Origin of the sequence: Herminiimonas sp., assembly GCF_030645555.1 — a bacterium.
In the GTDB taxonomy this organism is placed as follows: domain Bacteria; phylum Pseudomonadota; class Gammaproteobacteria; order Burkholderiales; family Burkholderiaceae_D; genus Oxalicibacterium.
Genome location: NZ_JAUSME010000096.1, coordinates 1 through 19,984, shown reverse-complemented (window position 1 = coordinate 19,984; position 19,984 = coordinate 1). Strand labels below are relative to the sequence as shown.

The 19,984-nt window shown below is 57.6% G+C and carries 17 protein-coding genes and 1 other RNA gene; 14 read left to right on the top strand and 4 right to left on the bottom strand.

Annotated elements, in window-relative coordinates:
- Together Q7T06_RS03830 and Q7T06_RS03825 are read right to left on the bottom strand one after the other, a co-directional pair.
- Positions 1-918 (bottom strand): ArnT family glycosyltransferase (locus tag Q7T06_RS03830; protein ID WP_370652337.1); only part of this gene is annotated, 918 nt, incomplete at its 3' end.
- Between the two features lie 106 nt (positions 919-1,024).
- Positions 1,025-1,291: a type B 50S ribosomal protein L31 gene (locus Q7T06_RS03825; RefSeq protein WP_304780428.1), complete on the bottom strand. Its 267-nt coding sequence runs from the start codon at positions 1,289-1,291 to the stop codon at positions 1,025-1,027.
- A 217-nt stretch (positions 1,292-1,508) separates the two neighbouring features.
- On the opposite strand from Q7T06_RS03825, the gene Q7T06_RS03820 reads away from it, so the two are divergent.
- Positions 1,509-2,117: a trimeric intracellular cation channel family protein gene (locus tag Q7T06_RS03820; protein WP_304780435.1), complete on the top strand. Its 609-nt coding sequence runs from the start codon at positions 1,509-1,511 to the stop codon at positions 2,115-2,117.
- A 118-nt stretch (positions 2,118-2,235) separates the two neighbouring features.
- Here Q7T06_RS03820 and rho read toward each other — a convergent pair whose 3' ends face one another.
- A complete protein-coding gene (gene rho / locus Q7T06_RS03815; RefSeq protein ID WP_304780425.1) occupies positions 2,236-3,501 on the bottom strand; it encodes a transcription termination factor Rho in 1,266 nt (421 codons plus the stop codon).
- A 111-nt stretch (positions 3,502-3,612) separates the two neighbouring features.
- Complete coding sequence (trxA, locus tag Q7T06_RS03810; protein ID WP_304780422.1) at positions 3,613-3,939, bottom strand: thioredoxin TrxA; 327 nt, start codon at positions 3,937-3,939, stop codon at positions 3,613-3,615.
- 293 nt (positions 3,940-4,232) lie between these two features.
- Between trxA and Q7T06_RS03805 the strand changes: the two genes are divergently transcribed.
- From Q7T06_RS03805 to Q7T06_RS03745, 13 genes are all read left to right on the top strand, one after another.
- Positions 4,233-6,950, top strand: coding sequence for a PD-(D/E)XK nuclease family protein (locus Q7T06_RS03805; RefSeq protein WP_304780419.1), 2,718 nt, complete (start codon positions 4,233-4,235; stop codon positions 6,948-6,950).
- Positions 6,950-10,258 (top strand): exodeoxyribonuclease V subunit beta, encoded by a 3,309-nt coding sequence (locus Q7T06_RS03800; protein WP_304780416.1) that lies wholly within the window; start codon positions 6,950-6,952, stop codon positions 10,256-10,258. Before Q7T06_RS03805 ends, Q7T06_RS03800 begins: the two co-directional genes overlap by 1 nt.
- A gap of 135 nt (positions 10,259-10,393) precedes the next feature.
- The gene (locus tag Q7T06_RS03795; RefSeq protein ID WP_370652336.1) at positions 10,394-10,630 is read left to right on the top strand and encodes a DUF904 domain-containing protein; all 237 of its coding nucleotides are present in this window, start codon (positions 10,394-10,396) and stop codon (positions 10,628-10,630) included.
- On the top strand, positions 10,627-10,938 hold the full coding sequence (locus tag Q7T06_RS03790) for a cell division protein ZapA (RefSeq protein WP_304780413.1): 312 nt from the start codon (positions 10,627-10,629) through the stop codon (positions 10,936-10,938). Before Q7T06_RS03795 ends, Q7T06_RS03790 begins: the two co-directional genes overlap by 4 nt.
- A 45-nt stretch (positions 10,939-10,983) precedes the next feature.
- Positions 10,984-11,162, top strand: a non-coding RNA gene (gene ssrS, locus Q7T06_RS03785) — 6S RNA.
- 107 nt (positions 11,163-11,269) lie between these two features.
- Positions 11,270-11,734: an EVE domain-containing protein gene (locus Q7T06_RS03780; protein WP_304780410.1), complete on the top strand. Its 465-nt coding sequence runs from the start codon at positions 11,270-11,272 to the stop codon at positions 11,732-11,734.
- A 701-nt stretch (positions 11,735-12,435) separates the two neighbouring features.
- Positions 12,436-13,656, top strand: coding sequence for an XrtB/PEP-CTERM-associated polysaccharide biosynthesis outer membrane protein EpsL (gene epsL, locus Q7T06_RS03775; RefSeq protein ID WP_304780407.1), 1,221 nt, complete (start codon positions 12,436-12,438; stop codon positions 13,654-13,656).
- Positions 13,646-15,049, top strand: coding sequence for an undecaprenyl-phosphate glucose phosphotransferase (locus Q7T06_RS03770; RefSeq protein ID WP_304780404.1), 1,404 nt, complete (start codon positions 13,646-13,648; stop codon positions 15,047-15,049). Before epsL ends, Q7T06_RS03770 begins: the two co-directional genes overlap by 11 nt.
- A gap of 55 nt (positions 15,050-15,104) precedes the next feature.
- Positions 15,105-15,893 carry a polysaccharide export protein EpsE gene (gene epsE, locus Q7T06_RS03765; protein WP_304780401.1) on the top strand — a complete coding sequence of 263 codons (789 nt, stop codon included), beginning with the start codon at positions 15,105-15,107 and terminating at the stop codon, positions 15,891-15,893.
- Positions 15,894-15,906: 13 nt separating this feature from the next.
- Positions 15,907-17,301 (top strand): chain length determinant protein EpsF, encoded by a 1,395-nt coding sequence (gene epsF, locus Q7T06_RS03760; protein WP_304780398.1) that lies wholly within the window; start codon positions 15,907-15,909, stop codon positions 17,299-17,301.
- A 54-nt stretch (positions 17,302-17,355) separates the two neighbouring features.
- Positions 17,356-18,255: a chain length determinant protein tyrosine kinase EpsG gene (epsG, locus tag Q7T06_RS03755; protein WP_304780395.1), complete on the top strand. Its 900-nt coding sequence runs from the start codon at positions 17,356-17,358 to the stop codon at positions 18,253-18,255.
- A 20-nt stretch (positions 18,256-18,275) separates the two neighbouring features.
- On the top strand, positions 18,276-19,277 hold the full coding sequence (locus Q7T06_RS03750) for a polysaccharide pyruvyl transferase family protein (RefSeq protein ID WP_304780391.1): 1,002 nt from the start codon (positions 18,276-18,278) through the stop codon (positions 19,275-19,277).
- Positions 19,278-19,289: 12 nt separating this feature from the next.
- Positions 19,290-19,984 (top strand): glycosyltransferase family A protein (locus tag Q7T06_RS03745; RefSeq protein ID WP_304780387.1); only part of this gene is annotated, 695 nt, incomplete at its 3' end.

The following is a 19,984-nucleotide window of genomic DNA, read 5'->3' as shown; positions in this document are numbered from 1 at the left end:
GGCCCAGATCGCGAACGGCCACGCCGGCCAGGCGAACCAGATCGCATTCTTCAGGAAGTACTGGAAAGTGTGCCATGAAGGCGCGCCGATCTGGCGGGAATTCCACTCCATCCATGCAGCTGTCGGTGTCGTGCCGAAAGGCTGCACTTGCTCATTCACAAACACCCATGCACCTGCGACTGCAACTGCCAGCGGTAGTGTCACCAGTATCAGGCGCAGCAGGAGTGTTCGTTCGCGTATCGCTGCCAGGGTGGCCACGCCCAGCCACAAGGCCAGCGGCACCATCCAGCCGCGCGTCAGTGTCAGCAAGCCCAGTACTGCACCGAACGCGATGGCGCTGCGCAGTGAGTGCGATTCAAACAGGCGGGTTGCCGTATAGAGGGAAAATGCCACCAGCGATACCTGCAAGGCTTCGGATGTGGTGCCATGACTGTGCACCAGCAAGCCCAGGCAGCCGAGATAAATCAGCAGTGCGCCATCGGCCAGCGTGCGGCCGAAATCCTTGGGTTCAGGCTGGCCGCCGAAAGCCAGTTTCAGCGGTTGCGCATCAGGGCGGCGTCCCAGCAGGTAGGTCGTGTACCAGACCGACATCGAGCCGAGCAGGAAGAAACAGATCGTCGCCACGCGGGCAGCCATCGGATCGCCCAGCAGCCAGCCGAACAATTTGATGCAGATCGCACCCAGCCAGAATGCCAGCGGCCCTTCTGCCGGCATAGGCAGGCCGACGATATGCGGCGACAGCCAGTCGGTCAGCGCGCCATTGGCCATCGTCCACATGATGCCAAAGCCTGCTGCATCGTCGGGTTTCCACGGATCGCGTCCGATCAGGCCGGGCAGTATGTACAACAGGCACAGGCCGAACAACGCCCAGCGCGGGAGTGCATGCGTGGCGGAGGCGGGAAGGCGGACTGGCTTCATGGAAGGAGGTGGCTGTTTTTATTTGGTTCGGCGTTATTGTGCCGGAAAAATTCTTTGCTAACAAAAAAGGCAGCCGTAGCTGCCTTTTTGAAACACGGTGGCGAAATTATTCTGCCACGGATGTTTTGGAACCAACGGTACCGAACTTCTTGCGGAATTTATCCACGCGACCTGCGGTATCGACGATTTTGTGTTTACCGGTGTAGAAAGGATGCGATTCCGACGAAACCTCAATCTTTACCAGTGGGTATTCTGCGCCTTCGAATTCGATTTTTTCACGCGTTTGAACGGTCGAACGGGTGATGAATTTGAAGTCGTTGGAAACGTCGTGAAACAAAACTTCACGGTAATCCGGGTGTATGCCAGCTTTCATGATTTGCCTTAAATAGTTTGGTAGCCAATCGCCACTTCGTCGGTCGTGCTGCTTCTTGACCCGATTGTCGACCACTTTCCTAGGTTGGAACAAGGCGCGAATTATACATGGAAATTTCAATAAAATCATGGGTTTGAAGCAAGTTTGCTGATATCGTTGTTGCTGTTGCAATACAGCATTTGAAGGAGCGCGCGTGGCAATTGGTTTGCAGGATGGCATGAGTACTTTATTGCAGGTGGTCGAGGCGTGCGGCATCGTTGCGTTTGCCTGCTCCGGCTTCATAGAAGCGCGGCGCAAGGAAATGGATCTGGTCGGCGTCTTTGTGGTTGCATTCATCACGGCATTTGGCGGCGGCACCCTGCGCGACATGTTGCTCGACCGACGGCCGCTGTACTGGGTGGAGCACCAGGAATATGCGCTGCTGGTGTTTATTCTGGCGCTGCTGGCCATACCCTTGTTCAAGCATTTGCGCTCGACTGTGGCTGAAAAAATCATCGTCATCGCCGATGCGCTGGGTCTGGGTTTGTTCAGTGCAGTGGGCGCTTCGCTGGCGCTGGAGGCGCAGATGCCTATCTTTATCTGCGCGATGATGGGCGTCATCACCGGCATATTCGGTGGCGTGCTGCGCGATGTGCTGTGCAATGAAATCCCTATGGTGTTCCGGCGCGGTCAGCTGTATGCCACCTGTTCCTTCGTCGGCTGCTGGGTATATCTGATCCTGGAATTGCTGGCTGCGCCGCAGGCCGTGGCCTTGATCGCGAGCATAGTGGTGACGCTGACGATGCGCCTGCTGGCGGTCAGGCTGGATTTGAAGCTGCCCGGCTGAAGATGGGTGCTGGCTGTTTTGAACAGAGATTAAATAAGCCCGTTTCATTTGCATGCCTCTGCAATGAAAACGGGCTTTTTGATTTCAGCCACGAAGGCTGAAATACTCTAATCGATAATTATGAATTACCGCGGCGCATCATATCGAAGAATTCGGCGTTGTTCTTGGTCGCCCGCATCTTGTCGAGGATGAATTCCATCGCTTCGATTTCATCCATGCCGTACAGCAGCTTGCGCAAGACCCAGATTTTTTGCAGTTGGTCCGGCTTGATCAGCAACTCTTCGCGGCGGGTGCCGGATTTGTTCAGGTTGATCGCAGGGTAGACGCGTTTCTCGGCCAGACGGCGCTCGAGATGGACTTCCATATTGCCGGTACCCTTGAATTCTTCGTAAATCACGTCATCCATGCGGCTGCCGGTTTCGATCAGCGCGGTCGCGATGATGGTCAGCGAACCGCCTTCTTCGATATTGCGCGCGGCGCCGAAGAAGCGTTTAGGGCGTTGCAATGCATTTGCATCGACACCGCCGGTCAGGACCTTGCCTGAGGCCGGGATCACGGTGTTGTAGGCGCGTGCCAGACGGGTGATCGAGTCGAGCAGAATCACGACGTCTTTTTTCATTTCAACCAGGCGCTTGGCTTTTTCCAGCACCATTTCTGCAACCTGCACGTGACGCGTGGCCGGTTCATCGAAGGTCGATGCAACCACTTCGCCGCGTACCGAACGCTGCATCTCGGTCACTTCTTCCGGACGTTCGTCGATCAGCAACACGATCATCACGACATCCGGATGATTGGTGGTGATCGCATGTGCGATGTGCTGCAGGATCACCGACTTGCCGGATTTTGGCGAGGCGACCAGCAAACCGCGCTGGCCCTTGCCGATAGGCGCGATCAAATCGATGACGCGGCCGGTGATGTTTTCTTCGCCGCGCATGTCGCGCTCAAGCAGCAGCGGCTTGTTCGGGTGTAGCGGCGTCAGGTTTTCAAACAGTATGCGGTGTTTCGATGCTTCCGGCGGTTCGCCGTTGACCTTGTCGACTTTGACCAGTGCAAAGTAGCGTTCGCCATCTTTCGGCGTGCGTACTTCACCTTCGATCGAGTCGCCGGTGTGCAGGTTGAAGCGGCGAATCTGCGACGGGGAAATGTAAATGTCGTCGGTGGACGCCATGTAGCTGGCGTCGGGCGAGCGCAGGAAGCCAAAGCCATCCGGCAATACTTCGAGGGCGCCATCGCCGAAAATTTGTTCTCCTGATTTCGCGCGTTTCTTGAGAATCGCGAACATCAGTTCCTGTTTGCGCAAGCGCGCTGCGTTGTCGATGTCGAGGCCGATTGCCATTTCTAGCAGGGCGGAGACGTGTAACGCCTTTAGTTCAGATAAATGCATATATTTTGAGTGTCCCGGGATGGGATATAAAAAAGGTGGGGGAGGGAACTGCGTGGTGGTGTTAGCTTATTCAATAAGGCAGCGATGCGGGCGCATCGCTGCAAATTTCAATTAGATGTTGCTGTCGATAAAAGCGGTCAACTGACCCTTGGCCAGCGCACCAACTTTTTGCGCTGCCGGTACGCCGCCCTTGAACAGTATCAGGGTCGGAATGCCGCGTATACCGAATTTTGCCGGCACGACCTGGTTTGCATCGACGTCCATTTTTGCGATCCGGATCTTGCCTGCGTATTCCTTGGCAACGTCTTCCAGGATAGGCGCAATCATTTTGCAGGGGCCGCACCACTCTGCCCAGAAGTCGACCAGCACAGGTGTATCGGATTGCAGTACGTCGGTATCAAAAGACGCATCGGTAATATGTTTGATGTTTTCGCTCATGTATGCCTCGAATTTGAGGAGAAAAGGATGAATCAGCGCCTTGGTCACTACCGTTCTTGCCGGTATTTTCCTGCAGCGACTCCGCTTACTAGAATATAGATGGAGACGTTGCGATTGAATTCAAGTTTTTGAAGGTGCGGCAAGAGGTAATCAGGCGGGGTCTGGGCAGATCATAACCTATTTTATAAAAAGTGGGGAATTGCCCATAAAATTTCGCGCCGCCTCGCATAAAATGCCTGACGGATCTTCCTGCCACACATGTTTGCCCTGTCCGTCCACCTATATCGATATCCATGCTGCCTAGCGCCGTCGTCCTGATTCCGCCTTCCGCTTCCTTCTGGGATGATGCCGCGCGTGCCTTGCTGCATAGCGATGTGCGGGCCGGGCATGCGGCGCATGATGTGTCGTCCGTGCGCGTGCTGGTATCGACCTTTGCACATATACAGTTATTGCAGGCGGCCTTGGCGCGCCAGATAGGCGGGGCCTTCATCCCGCCTGTGATTACCAGCCTGTCTGAATATATCCGCCAGTTGCCGCCGGTAGCCGGTGCAGTGGCGACAGCGCCGAGTGAACGCCTGATGTCGCTGTACGCCAGCTTGCGCCAGCATGCATGGCTGAAGAAATTATTCAGTGCGCGGCGCAACACCGATTTGCTGCCGCTGGCAGAAATCCTGCTGGCGCTGTCCGATGAATTGACGCAGGCGATGTTGCCCGCGCTGGACGCCAGCCTGGACGCGGCTGATGCACGCTGGCAGGCGGCGCTCGAACAATTGTCGCCGGTCGCGCGCAACCTGCTGTCGGATGAAACGCAACTGGTGTGGACCATCTGGAAGAGCCAGCTCGATGCCAACGATGCGATCGTCACGCGTTATGCACAGATGATGCGGCTGGCGCAGCAGGCGCAACAGCCGCTGTTCTGGATCAGCCCGGTAGCACCGGACGCCATGGAGCAGGCTTTCCTCGATGCGTATGCGCAAGAGCAAGCGCTCACGGTGATCACGCTCGACTGGCATGCACAGTCGATTAATAGTACGTATGCGGCCGCCTGGGCAGAAATGCTGGCCGATGAAGCGGCACCTGCTGCTAATCCGATTACGACTCCGATTGCGGCTTCGATTTCAGCTCCGATCACGCCACCGCCGGGTTTGACCCTGCATGCAGCGCAAAATCTGGAAGCTGAAGCACGGGCCGGCGCGCAAACCATCATCAACTGGCTGCAGGAAGGCAAAACGAATATCGCCATCGTTGCGCAGGATCGCGTAGTGGCGCGCCGCATACGCGCCTTGCTGGAGCGTGCGCAAGTGGTGGTGGCCGATGAAACCGGCTGGAAGCTGTCGACCACGCGCGCCGCTTCCGCGCTTGCCGCCTGGCTGGAGCTGGTGGCCGCGCGTGCGGAAACTGTCGGCCTGCTGGATTTCCTGAAGTCGCCCTTTGTCTTCGCCGATATGGATGACAAGGCCGGGCAGGTAATGGCGAGCGAAATCGCCTTGCGGCGCGCGAATGTGCTGGGCGGCTGGGAAGCGGCAGGCACTGCCCTGACCGCCTTGCCGGCGGCGCAGCGGATGATCAAATTGCTGGCGCAGCAGGCATCCGGCTTCAACAAGGGCAAGACCCTGTGCGAGTGGCTGGTCGCAACGCAACAGACGCTGGATGCGCTAGGCATGCGCGCTGCATTGCAGGCCGATGCCGCCGGTGCGCAGCTGCTCCAGTTGCTGCAGGATATAGCGCAGGATTGCATGCAGGTCGGCCATATATTTTCTTTTTCGGAATGGCGCGCATTCATCAATCTGCAACTGGAAGCGACCGCCTTCGTGCAAGTCAACCAGGACAAGCGCGTTGTCATGCTGCCGCTCAACGGCGCACGCTTGCGTACCTTCGATGCCGTCTTGCTGGTGGGCGCAGATGCAAAACATTTGCCATCGCAACCGGTAGAAACCTTATTCTTTGCCAACGTCGTGCGGCGCGAACTCGGCCTGGCCACGCGCGAAAGCCGCCAGCGCCAGCAATTGCGCGACGTGACGGAACTGCTGTCGGCCAATGCCTGCGTGGTGCTGTCGTGGCAGGCGCACAAGGATGGCGAACCGAATCCGGTCAGCCCATGGATAGAACGTCTGGATTTGTGTCTGGCGCGCGCCGGTGTTGCGCCGCTGGCAAAGCACGAGGTGCAAATTGCGCCGCGTCATTTGCAGCCAAAGCCGGTGACCATGCCGGCCCCGAGCGCGGCGCAATTGCTGCCGAAAAAACTCTCAGCCAGCGGTTACAACAGCCTGGTTGCCTGTCCCTATCAATTCTTTGCCACGCGCATGCTGGGTTTGTCCGGCATCGATGAATTGTCGGACATGCCGGAGAAACGCGATTACGGTGATTGGCTGCACCAGATACTGGCGCTGTTTCACCAGGGCCTGCAGCAAGAGCGGGTTGCCGTCGCCGAGCGGCCGGCCTTGCTGCGGCAGATATCAGACCAGATATTCGCGCAGGAACTCGACAAGAGCGCCGCTGCACTCGGCTATTACGCGCGCTGGCAAAAAGCAATGCCGGCTTATCTGGACTGGATAGCCGAACGCGAAGGCGAGGGTTGGCACTTTGTGCTGGGTGAAGAAAAATTCGAGAAGATATTGCGCTGGGCGGATGGCGAAATCACCCTGCATGGCCGGGTCGACCGTATCGATGCAGGCGCATCCGGCGCGCGTGCCGTGCTCGATTACAAGAGTACGAATCAAGGCGCATTGCGCGACAAGCTCAAGCAGGGTGAAGATCATCAATTGCCGTTTTACGGCTTGCTGTCGGATGCGCCTTTGAGCGCCGCCTTGTATGTGCCGCTGGAAGCGACGAAGGACAAGATCAAGGAAGTCGAAGCACCCGACTATGAAGTGTGGCAACAGGCGCTCAGCGCACAGATTGCCCACAATATGCAGGCGATTGCACATGGTGCGCCGTTGCCGGCCACCGGCCCGGAACCGGTATGCCAGTATTGCGATGTGCGCGGGCTGTGTCGCAAGGGAGCGTGGTGATGAGGGGAGATGAAAATGAGTCCCGCATTGATAATCCGGAAATGACGCCACGCGCCTATGAAATCAATGGCGCGCATGCCGATGCTGCGCGCTTTGTTGCGATCGCCTGCGACCCGTCGCGCTCGGTGGTGGTCGAAGCCTGTGCCGGCAGCGGCAAGACCTGGCTGCTGGTGGCGCGCGTGTTGCGCCTGCTGCTGGCCGGCACCGAGCCGGCAGCGATTTTGGCGATTACGTTTACGCGCAAGGCGGCGCAGGAAATGCGCGAGCGCCTGATGCAGTTGCTGCAGGAACTGACGCTGAAGCCGGATGATGAAGTGCTGGCCTTGTTGCGTGAACGCGGCGTGGCCGAACATGACCTGGCGACGCTGCTGCCGACAGCGCGCGGCTTGTATGAGCGCGTGTTGCGCAGCCCGCAAGCGCTGTCCATCGATACCTTTCACAGCTGGTTCGCGCGCCTGATCCAGATCGCGCCGCTGGCTTCCGGCGTGCCGCACGGTTACGGCTTGACCGAAGCTACCGGCGAATTGCTGTCGGATGCATACAGCCGTTTCATGCAGTCGCTCAACGAAACCGACAACAAGGACGTGAAGGACGCATTGATCGCCTTGTATGCGCAGGTCGGCGATTCCAATGTACGCAGCCTGCTGCAGGCCTTTCTCGCCAAGCGCGCCGAATGGTGGGCCTCGGTGCAGAGCGGTGCACCCATAGAGTGGTTGCAGGAACTGTGCGGCATGGATGGCGAGATCGATGCGCGCCTGTCGCTGTGGTCGGATGCCAAAATCGTCGCGCGTATAGGGCAGGTTGCCTGGCTGCTGGGCAAGGGCAGCCCCGTCAATCAGGAGCGTGCAACAGCAATAGAAACAGCCGTCAGCGGCGGCGCCAGCCTGGAAAATTTCGCTGCGCTGGCAAATGAATTTTTCGATGGCAGTGGCAAGTTCCGCAAGAACCGGGCGACCAAGGATTTGACCAAGGCCCTGCAAGACAATCTGGGCGACGACGGCGTCTACGCATTTGAAACGGAGTTTGAAAGCCTCGGTGTAGCGCTGAAGACAATTCTCAGGCGCAGCATGGAGCCGGGCGTCATCGCGCTCAATCGCGCCTTGTTTACCGTCGGTGCGGCGTATCTGGAAACCTACCAGGCGGTGAAGGCCGAGCAGCGCGTATTCGATTTCGCCGATCTGGAGTGGCAGGCGTATCGCTTGCTGACGAATGAAGAACATGCGGCCTATCTGCAAAGCCGCCTCGATGCGCGCTACCGGCATGTGCTGCTGGATGAATTCCAGGATACCAATCCGCTGCAGTGGAGCATAGTGCAGGCGTGGCTGCATGCCTACGGCGATGATGCCGACAAGCCCAGCATGTTCGTCGTCGGCGACCCGAAGCAATCCATCTATCGTTTCCGCCGCGCCGAGCCGCGCGTGTTTACTGCCGCGAAGGAAGCGCTGGTCGCGCAAGGTGCAGATTTCCTGCGCACCAACCAGACGCGCCGCAATGCCCTCGGCATCGTTGAAGTGCTGAATGCCAGTTTTATCGGCAATCCGATTTACCAGCCGCAAACCACGCTGGCAGCCGAACGCGGCGCAGTGTGGCAGTTGCCGCTGGTGCAGCAGGATAAAGTCGAAAAAGTTGTGTGGTCGCCGGCGCAATTGCGCGATCCCCTGACGACGCCGCGCGAGGAAGAAGAGGATGCGCGACGGCTCGAAGAAGGCCGCGCCGTCGCGCAGGCGATTTTGCATGCGCGTGCGGAATTGAAGAGTACGCGCTGGTCGGATGTGATGTTGCTGGTCAAGAAGCGCACGCATTTGCGCGCCTATGAGCGTGCCTTGCGCGAAGCCGGCATTCCATTCGCGTCCGACAAGCGCGGCGGCTTGCTGGAGTCGCTCGAAGTGGCCGACCTGATCGCCTTGCTGACTTTCCTGATCACGCCGCACGATAATCTGGCGCTGGCGCACCTGCTCAAGTCACCTATCATGGCGGCCGGCGACGCGGACTTGATCGCGCTGGCGGCGCGCACTGAAAAAACATGGTGGGCGCGCCTGCAGCACGCCAGCCAAGAACCATCGTCGCCGGCATTGCTGCGCGCCACAGGCTTGCTGGAAACATGGCTGCAACTGGCGCCGCGCCTGCCGGTGCATGACTTGATCGACCGCATACTGCATGACGGCGATGTGGTCGCGCGCTATGCGCAAGCCGCGTCGCCGCTGGTGCGCGGACAGGTGCTCGGCAATATAGAAGCGTTTACCGAACTGGCCTTGAATCTGGATGCCGGGCGTTATCCGAGCCTGCCTAAATTCATCGATGCGTTGCGCCGTTTGCAGAAATCCGCTGACAGCGATGCGCCGGATGAAGCCGATATCGATGCGGCGCTGGATGCCGTGCGCATCCTGACGATACATGGCGCGAAAGGGCTGGAAGCGCCTATCGTCGCTTTGCTCGATGCCAATCATAGCGATGGCGCACGCGACGATGTCGGCGTGTTGTGCGAGTGGAAGCAGGACAGGGACGCGCCTAGCCATTTCTCTGTCTTCGGTCGCCAGGCTGAGCGCGGTGCGGCACGCGACACGCTGTTCGCCGAAGAAGAACAACTGAAGGTGCAGGAAGACTGGAATCTGCTGTACGTCGCGACCACGCGCGCCAAGAACCTGCTGATCGTCAGCGGCGTCGCCGATGCGCGCGGCGCAGCGGTCAATGGCGTGGCGCAGGGGCGCTGGTATTCCCGGTTCCAGGGCGCGCAGCCGGTGCAGCCGGACGCGCTGTTGCTGGCGTCTGATGTCGCGCAGGAAGCGGAATTCTCTTTGCCGATATTCAACCCGCCCGCCTTGCCGGCGCCGCAGGTCGAGCCGGCTCCCGCATACTCCAGTGCAGAAATCGATGAAGGCATCGCGCTGCATGCATTGATGGAGCGTTGCACGCAGAATTCAGCCTGGCCGGTAGTCATTCATGCACCGGAACTGATAGCCAAGTGGTTGCCGTGTACGCAGGAAATCGCCGCGGCGGTCAGCGCGCAGGCAGTCACTATCCTGGCGCAGCCGGAACTCGCACGCTTTTTCGATCCGGCGCAACATCGCTATGCGCGCAATGAGATGGAAGTCATCACCAGCACCGGCACCGCACGTTTTGACCGGCTGGTGATGTTTGACGATGCAGTGTGGATACTCGACTACAAGCGCAATCTGCTCGACAGCGAGCGCGCCGCGTATGCAGTGCAAATGGCGCGCTATCGAGCGGCAGCGCAAGAAGTTTTCCCCGCGCTGCAGATCCGTAGCGGATTGATCACGGTGGATGGGCGGCTGACGGAAATGGGCTGAAACCGGGCGCTGGCAGTGTGATTTTGGCAAGGGAGGCATGCATCCTGCCGCTATCGGCGCACTGCCAGCGATAAATTTCCTGTCGCAGTCGAAATAGCGGGCGCCTGCCCACGCTATCTATTGACGGCGATTCACATGCACCACTATAGTGGCGGGATGATTTCCGACTTCCACACTCTTTCCGAAAAAATCAGCCTGTTGGCCGAGCTGACGCACGCTTTGCGCAGCGAAAATGCAGATTTGCGCCTCAAATCGGCAGCACTGGCTGCCGAAAATGCCGAGCTGGAGCGCCGCATGCAGGAAGCGCATGAGCGCGTGACTGCCTTGCTTGAAAAAATCCCGACGCCAGAACAAGATGAGGAAGCAGCATGATACAGCTCGACGTATCGATCATGGGCCAGCCATACAAACTGGCATGCAAGGAAGGTGAAGAGGGCGCATTGCAGGAAGCAGTGGCTTATCTGGATGCAAAAATGTCTGCGATACGCGATGCAGGCAAGGTCAAGGGTAGCGACAGGATAGCCGTGATGGCCGCGCTGGGCGTGACTGCAGAGTTGCTGGCAACCAAATCGCCGGATGGTCCGCTGGCCGATATGACGATGTCCGAGATCAAGCAAAAGATCGCTGGGATGCACCAGACACTCGATACCGCACTGGCTCCGCAAGAAAATCTTTTTTAATTCCGCACTATTTCTTTTCCTGCCCGGCTGATTGGAGTAAACTAAGCGCTCCTGCCGTGTTCGCCATTGCCATAATTCCTTGAACCATTTATGCGCAGCGGCCGCGGAATTTTGTTCGATGGGAGTGCGCGTCGCTAGTCCGATGAACCCGAAGTTGAACTAACTGCGGCCACCTTGAACCTCTTGGTTCAGGATGCCGGCAAAGCGGCACTGGCGGGAATTGATTGCCGAAGCGGCTGCATGCAAATGCAGCCGTTTTTTTATCGCCGTTTTTTCTGTGGCACTCTGCAGATTCCCTTTCGACACTGCTGTCATTTTTCCATACATGCACATGCGTTATTGGCTCATGAAATCCGAACCCGGCGAAGTCAGCATAGACGATGCGCTGGCTGCGCCGGACCAGACCGTGGCGTGGACTGGCGTGCGTAATTATCAGGCGCGCAATTTCATGCGCGATGCGATGCAGCCGGGCGACGGCGTGCTGTTCTATCATTCCAGTTGCGCAGAACCCGGCATCGCCGGACTGGCCGAGGTGGCGAGCACCTCCTATCCGGATGAGACGCAGTTCGATCCGGCCAGCCATTACTACGATGCCAAGGCCACGCGCGAAACGCCACGCTGGATGCTGGTCGATGTCCGTATTAAAAAGAAGACGCAGCTGCTACCGCTGGCAGAATTGCGCAAGATGCCGGAATTGGGCGGCATGCAGATACTGCAACGTGGCAATCGCCTGTCGATCACGCCGGTTACGCCGCAAGAGTGGCAAACTATTTCCCGCTATCTGCTTAAAAAATAATCAGTATTTCCTCGTTTTAAAAATTCTTCTCCGCATTATTTTCTTGCGCGATCTATCCGCATTGTGCCTCTGCACGCCTGGAAATCGTCTTCAAATGCCGGCAAAAATGTAAGTGTGTGTAACGGGCGAAATGCAAATTCCATCGTTCATATCGGCAAGTAAGATTTACATGGCGCCTGAATGGTCTGCCTAAATATTAGGCAGCGATGCCGCGCGCCTGGCAGTATGCGTTTCATGATTTTCCCTGCTAGATCAAGTAGATATAGTCGCTATCCTGTTTGCACCCTTCTGCATGTCCTACAAAAAAATTCTGCGTAATTTTTCCATTCAATATCAATTCATTTTTCTTGCACGCCACTTTATAAATTCTGAGTAGAAACAACTTCGGATTTTTCCGTGATGGTCTGCAATTTCGCATTTGAACCAATCCTGATTCGTGCTCCTCTTACCGGGCACTGCATATCATTAAAGCAATAAACATAAAGATTGCAGGATGCTTGCACTTTGTTCTGCAGTTTGTGTTCTGCAGTTTAAAAATTGTTGCCGGGCTCGCGATCGTTATATACAGCGATCACATAAAAATGGGGAATGGTGAAAACAATGATGTCGTTCAATGCAAACAGCAGGCACTCGCCGGATCCTGCACAAAAAATTTCATGCATAACATCTGCATCGTTGGCGCCGCATGATGGTGCTGGCTCATGATGAAGCTTAAACTTGGAATTTCCCGACCGGCCCCGGCTTATCTGGTGCCGCTGGCCTTGTTTGCGGGGGCGCTGACTTGCGTTCCGGCGTTAGCCATCGAGGGCGATACGGTCAAGGGAGATACATTTACGCCTTATGTCACGTATGGCGTCTATTACGATGCCAATCTGTTGCGGCAGCCGGATGCAGTCAAGCAAAGCGGCGCTGCGGTTTCCGATCGCTGGACACGCGCAGCGGCGGGCTTGCGCATCGATAAGGAACTCGGTCGACAGAGACTGACCGCAGATCTCTCAGCAAATCATTCCAGTTACGATCACTTCGATCAATTCAATAGCGACGGCAAGGATTTGCTGGCGAACTGGAAGTGGGTCGCAGGCAATCAGTTTTCCGGCAATGTCGGCACCAATTACTCCGAGGGTCTGACGCCATTTGATGATTACCGCAGTGTCGAGCGCAGCATCAGAACCCAGCAAAAGAACTATGTAGATGGCTCGTGGCGCTTTCATCCGAGCTGGCAACTCAACGCCGGCCACACACGCTACGACTTGCAATATGACTTGCCTGCGCAACGTCCATCCGAACGCAAGCTCGATATGACGGATGTCGGTGTCGATTATCTGGCACCCAGCGGCAACAAGGTCGGCGTCGTGCTCCGCCATATCGACGGGGATTACGAATATGCGTCGATCAATTCATATACCCAGAACGAGGTCAAAGCCAAGGTGGATTGGCAGCTCACTGGTAAAACGATGGTCCAGTTTCTCGGTGGCTGGGCCAAGCGCGAGTATGCGTCGAATCCGCAGCGCGATTCGACCGTGCCTAGCGCACGTGTCACGGCCTACTGGAAGGCCACCGGCAAGACGGCATTCTCGCTGGGCGTCTGGCGCGAACTGGGCGCGACCGATGATCTTGCTGCCAACTACGCACGCAATCAGGGCGTCAGCCTGGGCTCGACCTGGGATGCGACCAGAAAAATCAGTGTCGATGGCCTGATCCTGACCGAGAAGCGCGATTACAACGGTGTCGCGGTGATAGACGGCATCGCGCCATCGCAACGCGACGATCGCTATCGCAACGTAATGCTAGGCGTGACGTACAAGCCGACCACGCATTTCCGCATTCGTGCTGCTGCCTATAAAAGCACGCTGGATTCGAATGTCGCCTCGGCTGCCTACAAGACCAATGGCGTCCAGCTGACCACGCGTTATGAATTCTGACATCAGCCCCCTCAAGTATCCGATGGATATACCGGCGCGCAAGTTTTATCGGCGCCTGCTTGATCCGCTGATCGCGATCGGCTTGCTGTATCTGATTACCGTGCTGACCGGTCACGCCTTCAGTGACCGTCACGTGGTGTTGGCGATCCTGACGTTTTTCATCAGTTCCACCGTGTTCGGGTGGAGCGATCCCTGGCGCGATGTGTCTTCAAGTAATTTCCTCACGCTGGGAAAATCCATCCTCGGTGCATGGCTGGCTGTCACCATCCTGCTGGTATTTTTTGCGTATGTGGCCGGCCTGTCGACGCTGTTCTTCCAGCCTGAAACAGTGCTCTGGCTGGTGGTGACGCCTGCTGCATTACTGGCAGCCCAGATTGTCTTGCAAAAAGCCAGTTCCGGTTTGCGCCGGACCGGTACGCGCTCGGTGGTCATGGTCGGCGTGAATACATTGAGTTTGCAGCTGGCCGAGCGCGTCGATGAAAATCCGGATTTGTGCATGGAAGTCAGCGGCTTTTTTGACGACAGGGATAGTTCGCGCCAACCCGAAGAGCAAAAAGTTTCGCTGCTCGGCGGCATGGCCGATATCGCATCGTATGTGAGAAAACACAATATCAATACGATATTCATCAGCCAGCCGATCTCGGCGCAACCGCGCATCCGGAAACTGCTGAATGAATTGCAGGACACCACGGCATCGATTTATTTTCTGCCGGACATTTATGTATTCGACCTGATACAGGCGCGTTTCGACAGCGTGGCCGGCTTGCCGGTGGTGGCAATTTGCGAGTCGCCGTTTACCGGCATCAACAGCCTGGTCAAGCGCAGCAGCGATATTGTGCTGGCATCCATCATTCAACTCCTGCTGCTGCCGGTGATGCTGGGCATTGCGCTTGCAATCAAGGCGACCTCGCCCGGCCCGGTGATCTTCCGCCAGCGTCGCTACGGCCTGGATGGTGAAGAAATCATGGTCTACAAATTCCGCTCGATGACGGTTTGCGAAGATGGTGCGCGCGTCGTGCAGGCGACCAAAAATGACCAGCGTGTCACACCGATAGGCGCATTCCTGCGCCGTACTTCACTGGATGAACTGCCGCAATTCTTCAATGTGCTGCAGGGCCACATGAGCATCGTCGGCCCGCGCCCGCATGCGGTGGCGCACAACGAGTTGTATCGCAAGCAGATCAAGGGTTACATGCTGCGCCACAAGGTCAGACCCGGCATTACCGGCTGGGCGCAGGTCAACGGTTTGCGCGGCGAGACCGATACGCTGGCCAAGATGGAAGCGCGGATTGCCTACGATCTGGACTACCTGCGACGCTGGTCGCTGACGCTGGATCTGTGGATTATCGTGCGCACCATCAAGGTGGTCCTGAAGCGCGATAACGCATATTGACGGGCTATTCCGTTGCATCCGCAAGTCCTAACAATTCAAACAAATGGAGTGGAAAATGAAAACAATAAAACATGCAATGTTGATGATGCTGCTGGTCACCATAGGTAGCTGGGCGTCCGCGGCCGATGTCCCTCTCGGGCCCGGCGATGTATTGAAAATCACCGTCTTCGGCAACGCCGACCTTACGCTGGAAACCCGGGTTAGCGAAGCGGGCAGCATTTCCTACCCGCTGGTGGGTGAAGTCAAGGTTGGCGGCCTGTCGGCCAACGAGGCGGAAAAGAAAATTGCCGATCTGCTGGACAAGGGCGGCTTCATACGCAAGCCGCAAGTCAACCTGATCGTCACCGAGATGCAGAGCCAGCAGGTCTCTGTGCTGGGACAGGTCAACAAGCCGGGACGCTATCCGGTCGATGGCAAGCGCAGCCTGACGGACATCCTGGCGCTGGCCGGCGGCGTGAATGAAGAAGCAGGCGACAACGTGGTCCTGAGCCGTACCAGCGATGGCAAGGTGACGAAGGAAGTGATCGACATGCAGGAGCTTGTGCGCTCGGCAGATCCGGCAAAAAACCGTGAGCTGGCCGCCGGCGATTCGATCTTCGTCGAACGCGCACCGCGCTTTTACATTTACGGCGAAGTGCAAAAACCCGGTTCCTACAAACTGCAGCGCGACATGATGGTCCTGCAGGCGCTGTCTACAGGTGGCGGGCTGAGTCCGCGCGGCACCGAGCGTGGTGTGCGCATCAAGCGACGCGATGCCAGTGGCGTCCTGCAGATCATGAACGTCAAGCATGACGACCTGTTGAAGCCGGACGACGTCGTCTACGTGAAAGAGAGCCTGTTCTGAACGGGGCCCCAAAATGAATCCTGCACAAATCCTGCGCACCCTGCGTGCACGTTACAAGATCGTCCTGCTGTTGCTGATCGTGACAGTGGCTGCCGCATTTGCCGTCAGCCTCGTGATGACCAAGACCTACAAGGCGACGACTTCACTGGTGCTCAACAACAAGGGCATAGACCCGGTCACGGGCTTGAATGTGCCGGCGCAACTGATGCCCGGTTACATGCCGACCCAGGTCGATATCGTCAACAGCAAGATGGTGGCGCTGAAGGTGATCGACGACTTGAAGCTGGCCGAGAATGCTGAAGTCAAGGCGCGCTTTGCCAGCACCAATCATGCCCAGGCATCGATACAGGATTGGCTGGCCGATGGCTTGCGCAGCAATCTGAGTGTCGAACCGGCACGCGACAGCAGCGTATTGAACATCAGCTTCAAGGGCGACGATGCCGAATATGTTGCGCGGGTGGCGAATGCTTACGCCACAGCGTATCAGCAGGTCAGTGTCGATCTGAAGGTGGCACCGGCGCAAAAGGCCAGCGGCTATATCAATGAACAGATCAAGATTTTGCGCGAAAAATTCGAGGAGGCGCAAAACAGGATGTCCGCCTACCAGAAGGAAAACAATATCTTCAGCAGCGACAACAAGCTTGATGTCGAGACTGCGCGCCTCAACGAGCTGTCGAGCCAGCTGGTGATGGCGCAAGGGCAGTCGATGGAAGCATCGTCGCGCCAGCGCCAGGTACAAAGCAATGCCGGCGGCTCGCCAGATGTGCTGGCCAATCCGCTGATCCAGTCGCTCAAGTCCAGGCTGTCGGAGGCGCAGGCAAAATTTGCCGATACCTCGGCCAGGCTTAATGTCAATCATCCGCAGTATATCGCCGCCAAATCCGAAGTAGACAGCCTGCGCGCCAATCTGAACCAGCAGATAGGCCTGGCCTCGACTGGCGTGGCCAGCAATGCACGCATCCAGCAGCAACGCGAAGCCGAGGTCCGTGCGGCATTGAATGCGCAAAAGACCAAGGTGCTTGCGCTCAACAGTGCACGCGATGAATTGAGCGTGCTGGCCAATGAAATGGAAAACGCCAAGCGCGCCTATGAAACGGCTTCGCAACGCCTGACGCAAACCAGCCTGGAAGGGCAATCGATGCAGTCGGATGTCGCGGTGCTGACGGCTGCCACTGCGCCGCGCAGTCCTGCCGGACCACGGCTGTTGCTCAATCTGCTGGTGGCGCTCGTGGTGGGACTGATCCTCGGTATCGGCGCGGCCATCGCCATGGAACTGCTGGACCAGCGCGTGCGCTCGGGAGACGACCTGACGCTACTGTTCGGCTTGCCGCTCATAGGCGTCATCGAAAAAACAAAGCCGCTGAAGTTCAGGCCGCAGTCGCGCCTTAGCGGCCCGACCCCCGCTTGATGTGGATGGCCTGCATCTGCACCAGCAGCCTGAAATAACCCGATAGGAAATATCATGCTCAGAACATTGAACCAACTGCAGGATGCTGAAAAGCTCCAGTATCAAAAGACGCCGCGCCTGACGAGCAGCCAGATTGGCAGCATCCTGATCAACAGCGGCCGCCTCACTGCCGACGAAGCCGAGCGCATCCTGCAGGAACAGCGCACCGGCCGGCAGCGTTTTGGCGACGCTGGCATCGCACTCGGTTTGCTGACTTCCGCCGATATCGATTTCGCCCTGTCCAGCCAGTTCTCCTATCCCTACCTGATCAGAGGGCAAAGCACGGTCAGTGAAGAAGTGATTGCCGCCTACGACCCGTTCAGCAAGCAGGTAGAGGCTTTGCGTGCCTTGCGCAGCCAGCTCGTCATGCGATGGCTGGGTGCTAACCAGCAGCGCTCGGCAATCGCGATCACCAGCGCGGAACGCGGTGATGGCCGCAGCTTCATAGCCGCCAACCTGGCGGTGCTGTTTTCGCAACTGGGACAGCGCACCTTGCTGATCGATGCCGACATGCGCAATCCCCGCCAGCATCAATTGTTTGGTATCGAAAACCGCAGCGGACTTTCGGCGATTCTGTCAGGGCGCAGCGGCGTTGCCGATGTGCAGCGCATCCCATCGCTCGTCGATTTATCGATATTGCCGAGCGGCGCCATGCCGCCGAATCCGCAGGAACTGCTGGGCCGTCCGACATTTCCGCACATGCTGCGCGAATTCGGCGATGCGTTCGACGTGATCCTGATCGATACGCCACCCGACCATGACTATGCCGACAGCCAGACCGCGGCAGCGCGTGCCGGCGCGGCATTGGTCGTTGCGCGCAAGGACGTCAGTCATGCCGGTGCGGTCGGCAATCTGGTCGATACGATGAAGCAGACCGGCGTGATGGTGTTGGGCGCCGTGCTCAATGAATATTGATGCCGCAATGGTGAGCCCGCATGCACATTGAGCGCAACCATGAAACATTGAGCCTGGAGCTGATGGCCAGACATGATGTGCTGGTCGATCTGATCGGCTGCGGGCCATTCCATTACGTGGATATTCCGACGCACGGCAATATCGGCGATTTGCTGATCATGCATGGCACGCTGGCTTTCTTTCGCAAGAAGGGCCTGGCGCCCAAACTGATCGCACCGTATTTTGCCTACGATCCGCGCTGGATAGCAGCCGACGATGTGATCGTCTTTCATGGTGGCGGCAACTTTGGCGATCTCTATCCGTATTTTCAGGACCTGAGGGAAAGCATAGTCCGCAATCACCCGGAAAACCGGATCATCATCCTGCCGCAATCGCTGCATTTTTCCTCACCGGAAAAAATGACGCAGTCGGCACAACTGTTTCGCATGCACGCCGATGTGCATCTGTGCGTACGCGACCGGGTGTCGTATGCAATGGCGAAAGAATTTACCGATCGCGTCTATCTGCTGCCGGACATGGCGCACCAGCTTTATCCGATGCACGCCTCTTTCGCAGGCCGTGCCGGAGGAAGCTTGCGCATCAGCCGCGTCGATGACGAGAGCGCCAGCCCTGCCGTATTGCCGGATATGGAAATCACCACGGCCACCGACTGGCCGGCATTCGTCGGCCAACGCGAAGAGCATATCAACCTGTTCCGGCGCGCCATCGGCGCCTTCTTCCGGCGCGGCATGGGACGGCCGGCAAACGGCATTCTGGTGCGTTTGTGGATAGCGTATTCCGCCCGCCTGGTGGCAGATGCGGCGCAACTTTTTGCGCGGCATGAATTGATCGTCAGCGATCGCCTGCACGGCCACATTCTGGCTTGCCTGCTGCGCAGGAAAAATATCGTGGTCGACAACAACTATGGAAAAAATTCGCGTTACGTAGAGGCATGGACCGCCGACAGCGAACTGGTCATGTTGCAGAAATCAAATCCGGCGATGCCGATAGCGCGATCCGAGCTCGTGCCGGCCGCAATCTAAGGGGAAATTATCATGGCGACGATAGATGTATTACTGCCGGTCAAAAACGGCATCGACTTTCTGGCAGCCTCACTCGACAGCATCTGTGCGCAGACCTTCAAGGATTGGCGACTGCTGGTGCTGGATCACGGCTCCACCGATGGCAGCCTTGAAATGGCCGAGGATTATCATCGGCGCGATGCACGCATACAGGTGCACAGTTTTCCCGACGCCGAAGGACTGGCGGGGCTGCTCAATCGCGGCCTCGACATCAGCGATTGCAAATACGTGATGCGCCACGATGCCGACGATGTGTGTTTTGTCGACCGGATGGAAATCGTCCTGGCTGCCTTCAAGCGCCAGCCGGACTGCATCGCCATCAGCGGACAGTCGGAAGTCATCGATGGCGCAGGCGGGGTAAGCGGTAATATCAAAATGCCGATCGGCCGCCAGCGTGTCGCCGCTGCGAGTTTTTTTCGCAACCCGATTACCCATCCTGCGGCCATGATGAATTTTTCCGAAGTGCAGAGGTTGGGCGTGCGCTATGGGGTCGATTTTCTGAAGGTCTTGCCGGCCGACCAGCGCATCGAGGTAAACAGCCTGGCCGAAGATTACTTCCTGTTCGGCCAGCTGGCGATACTGGGAAAATGCACCAACGTGCCGACGCAACTGATTCAATACCGCTGGCATGGCAGCAATATCAGTGCGACCCGCTTCCGCGAACAGGT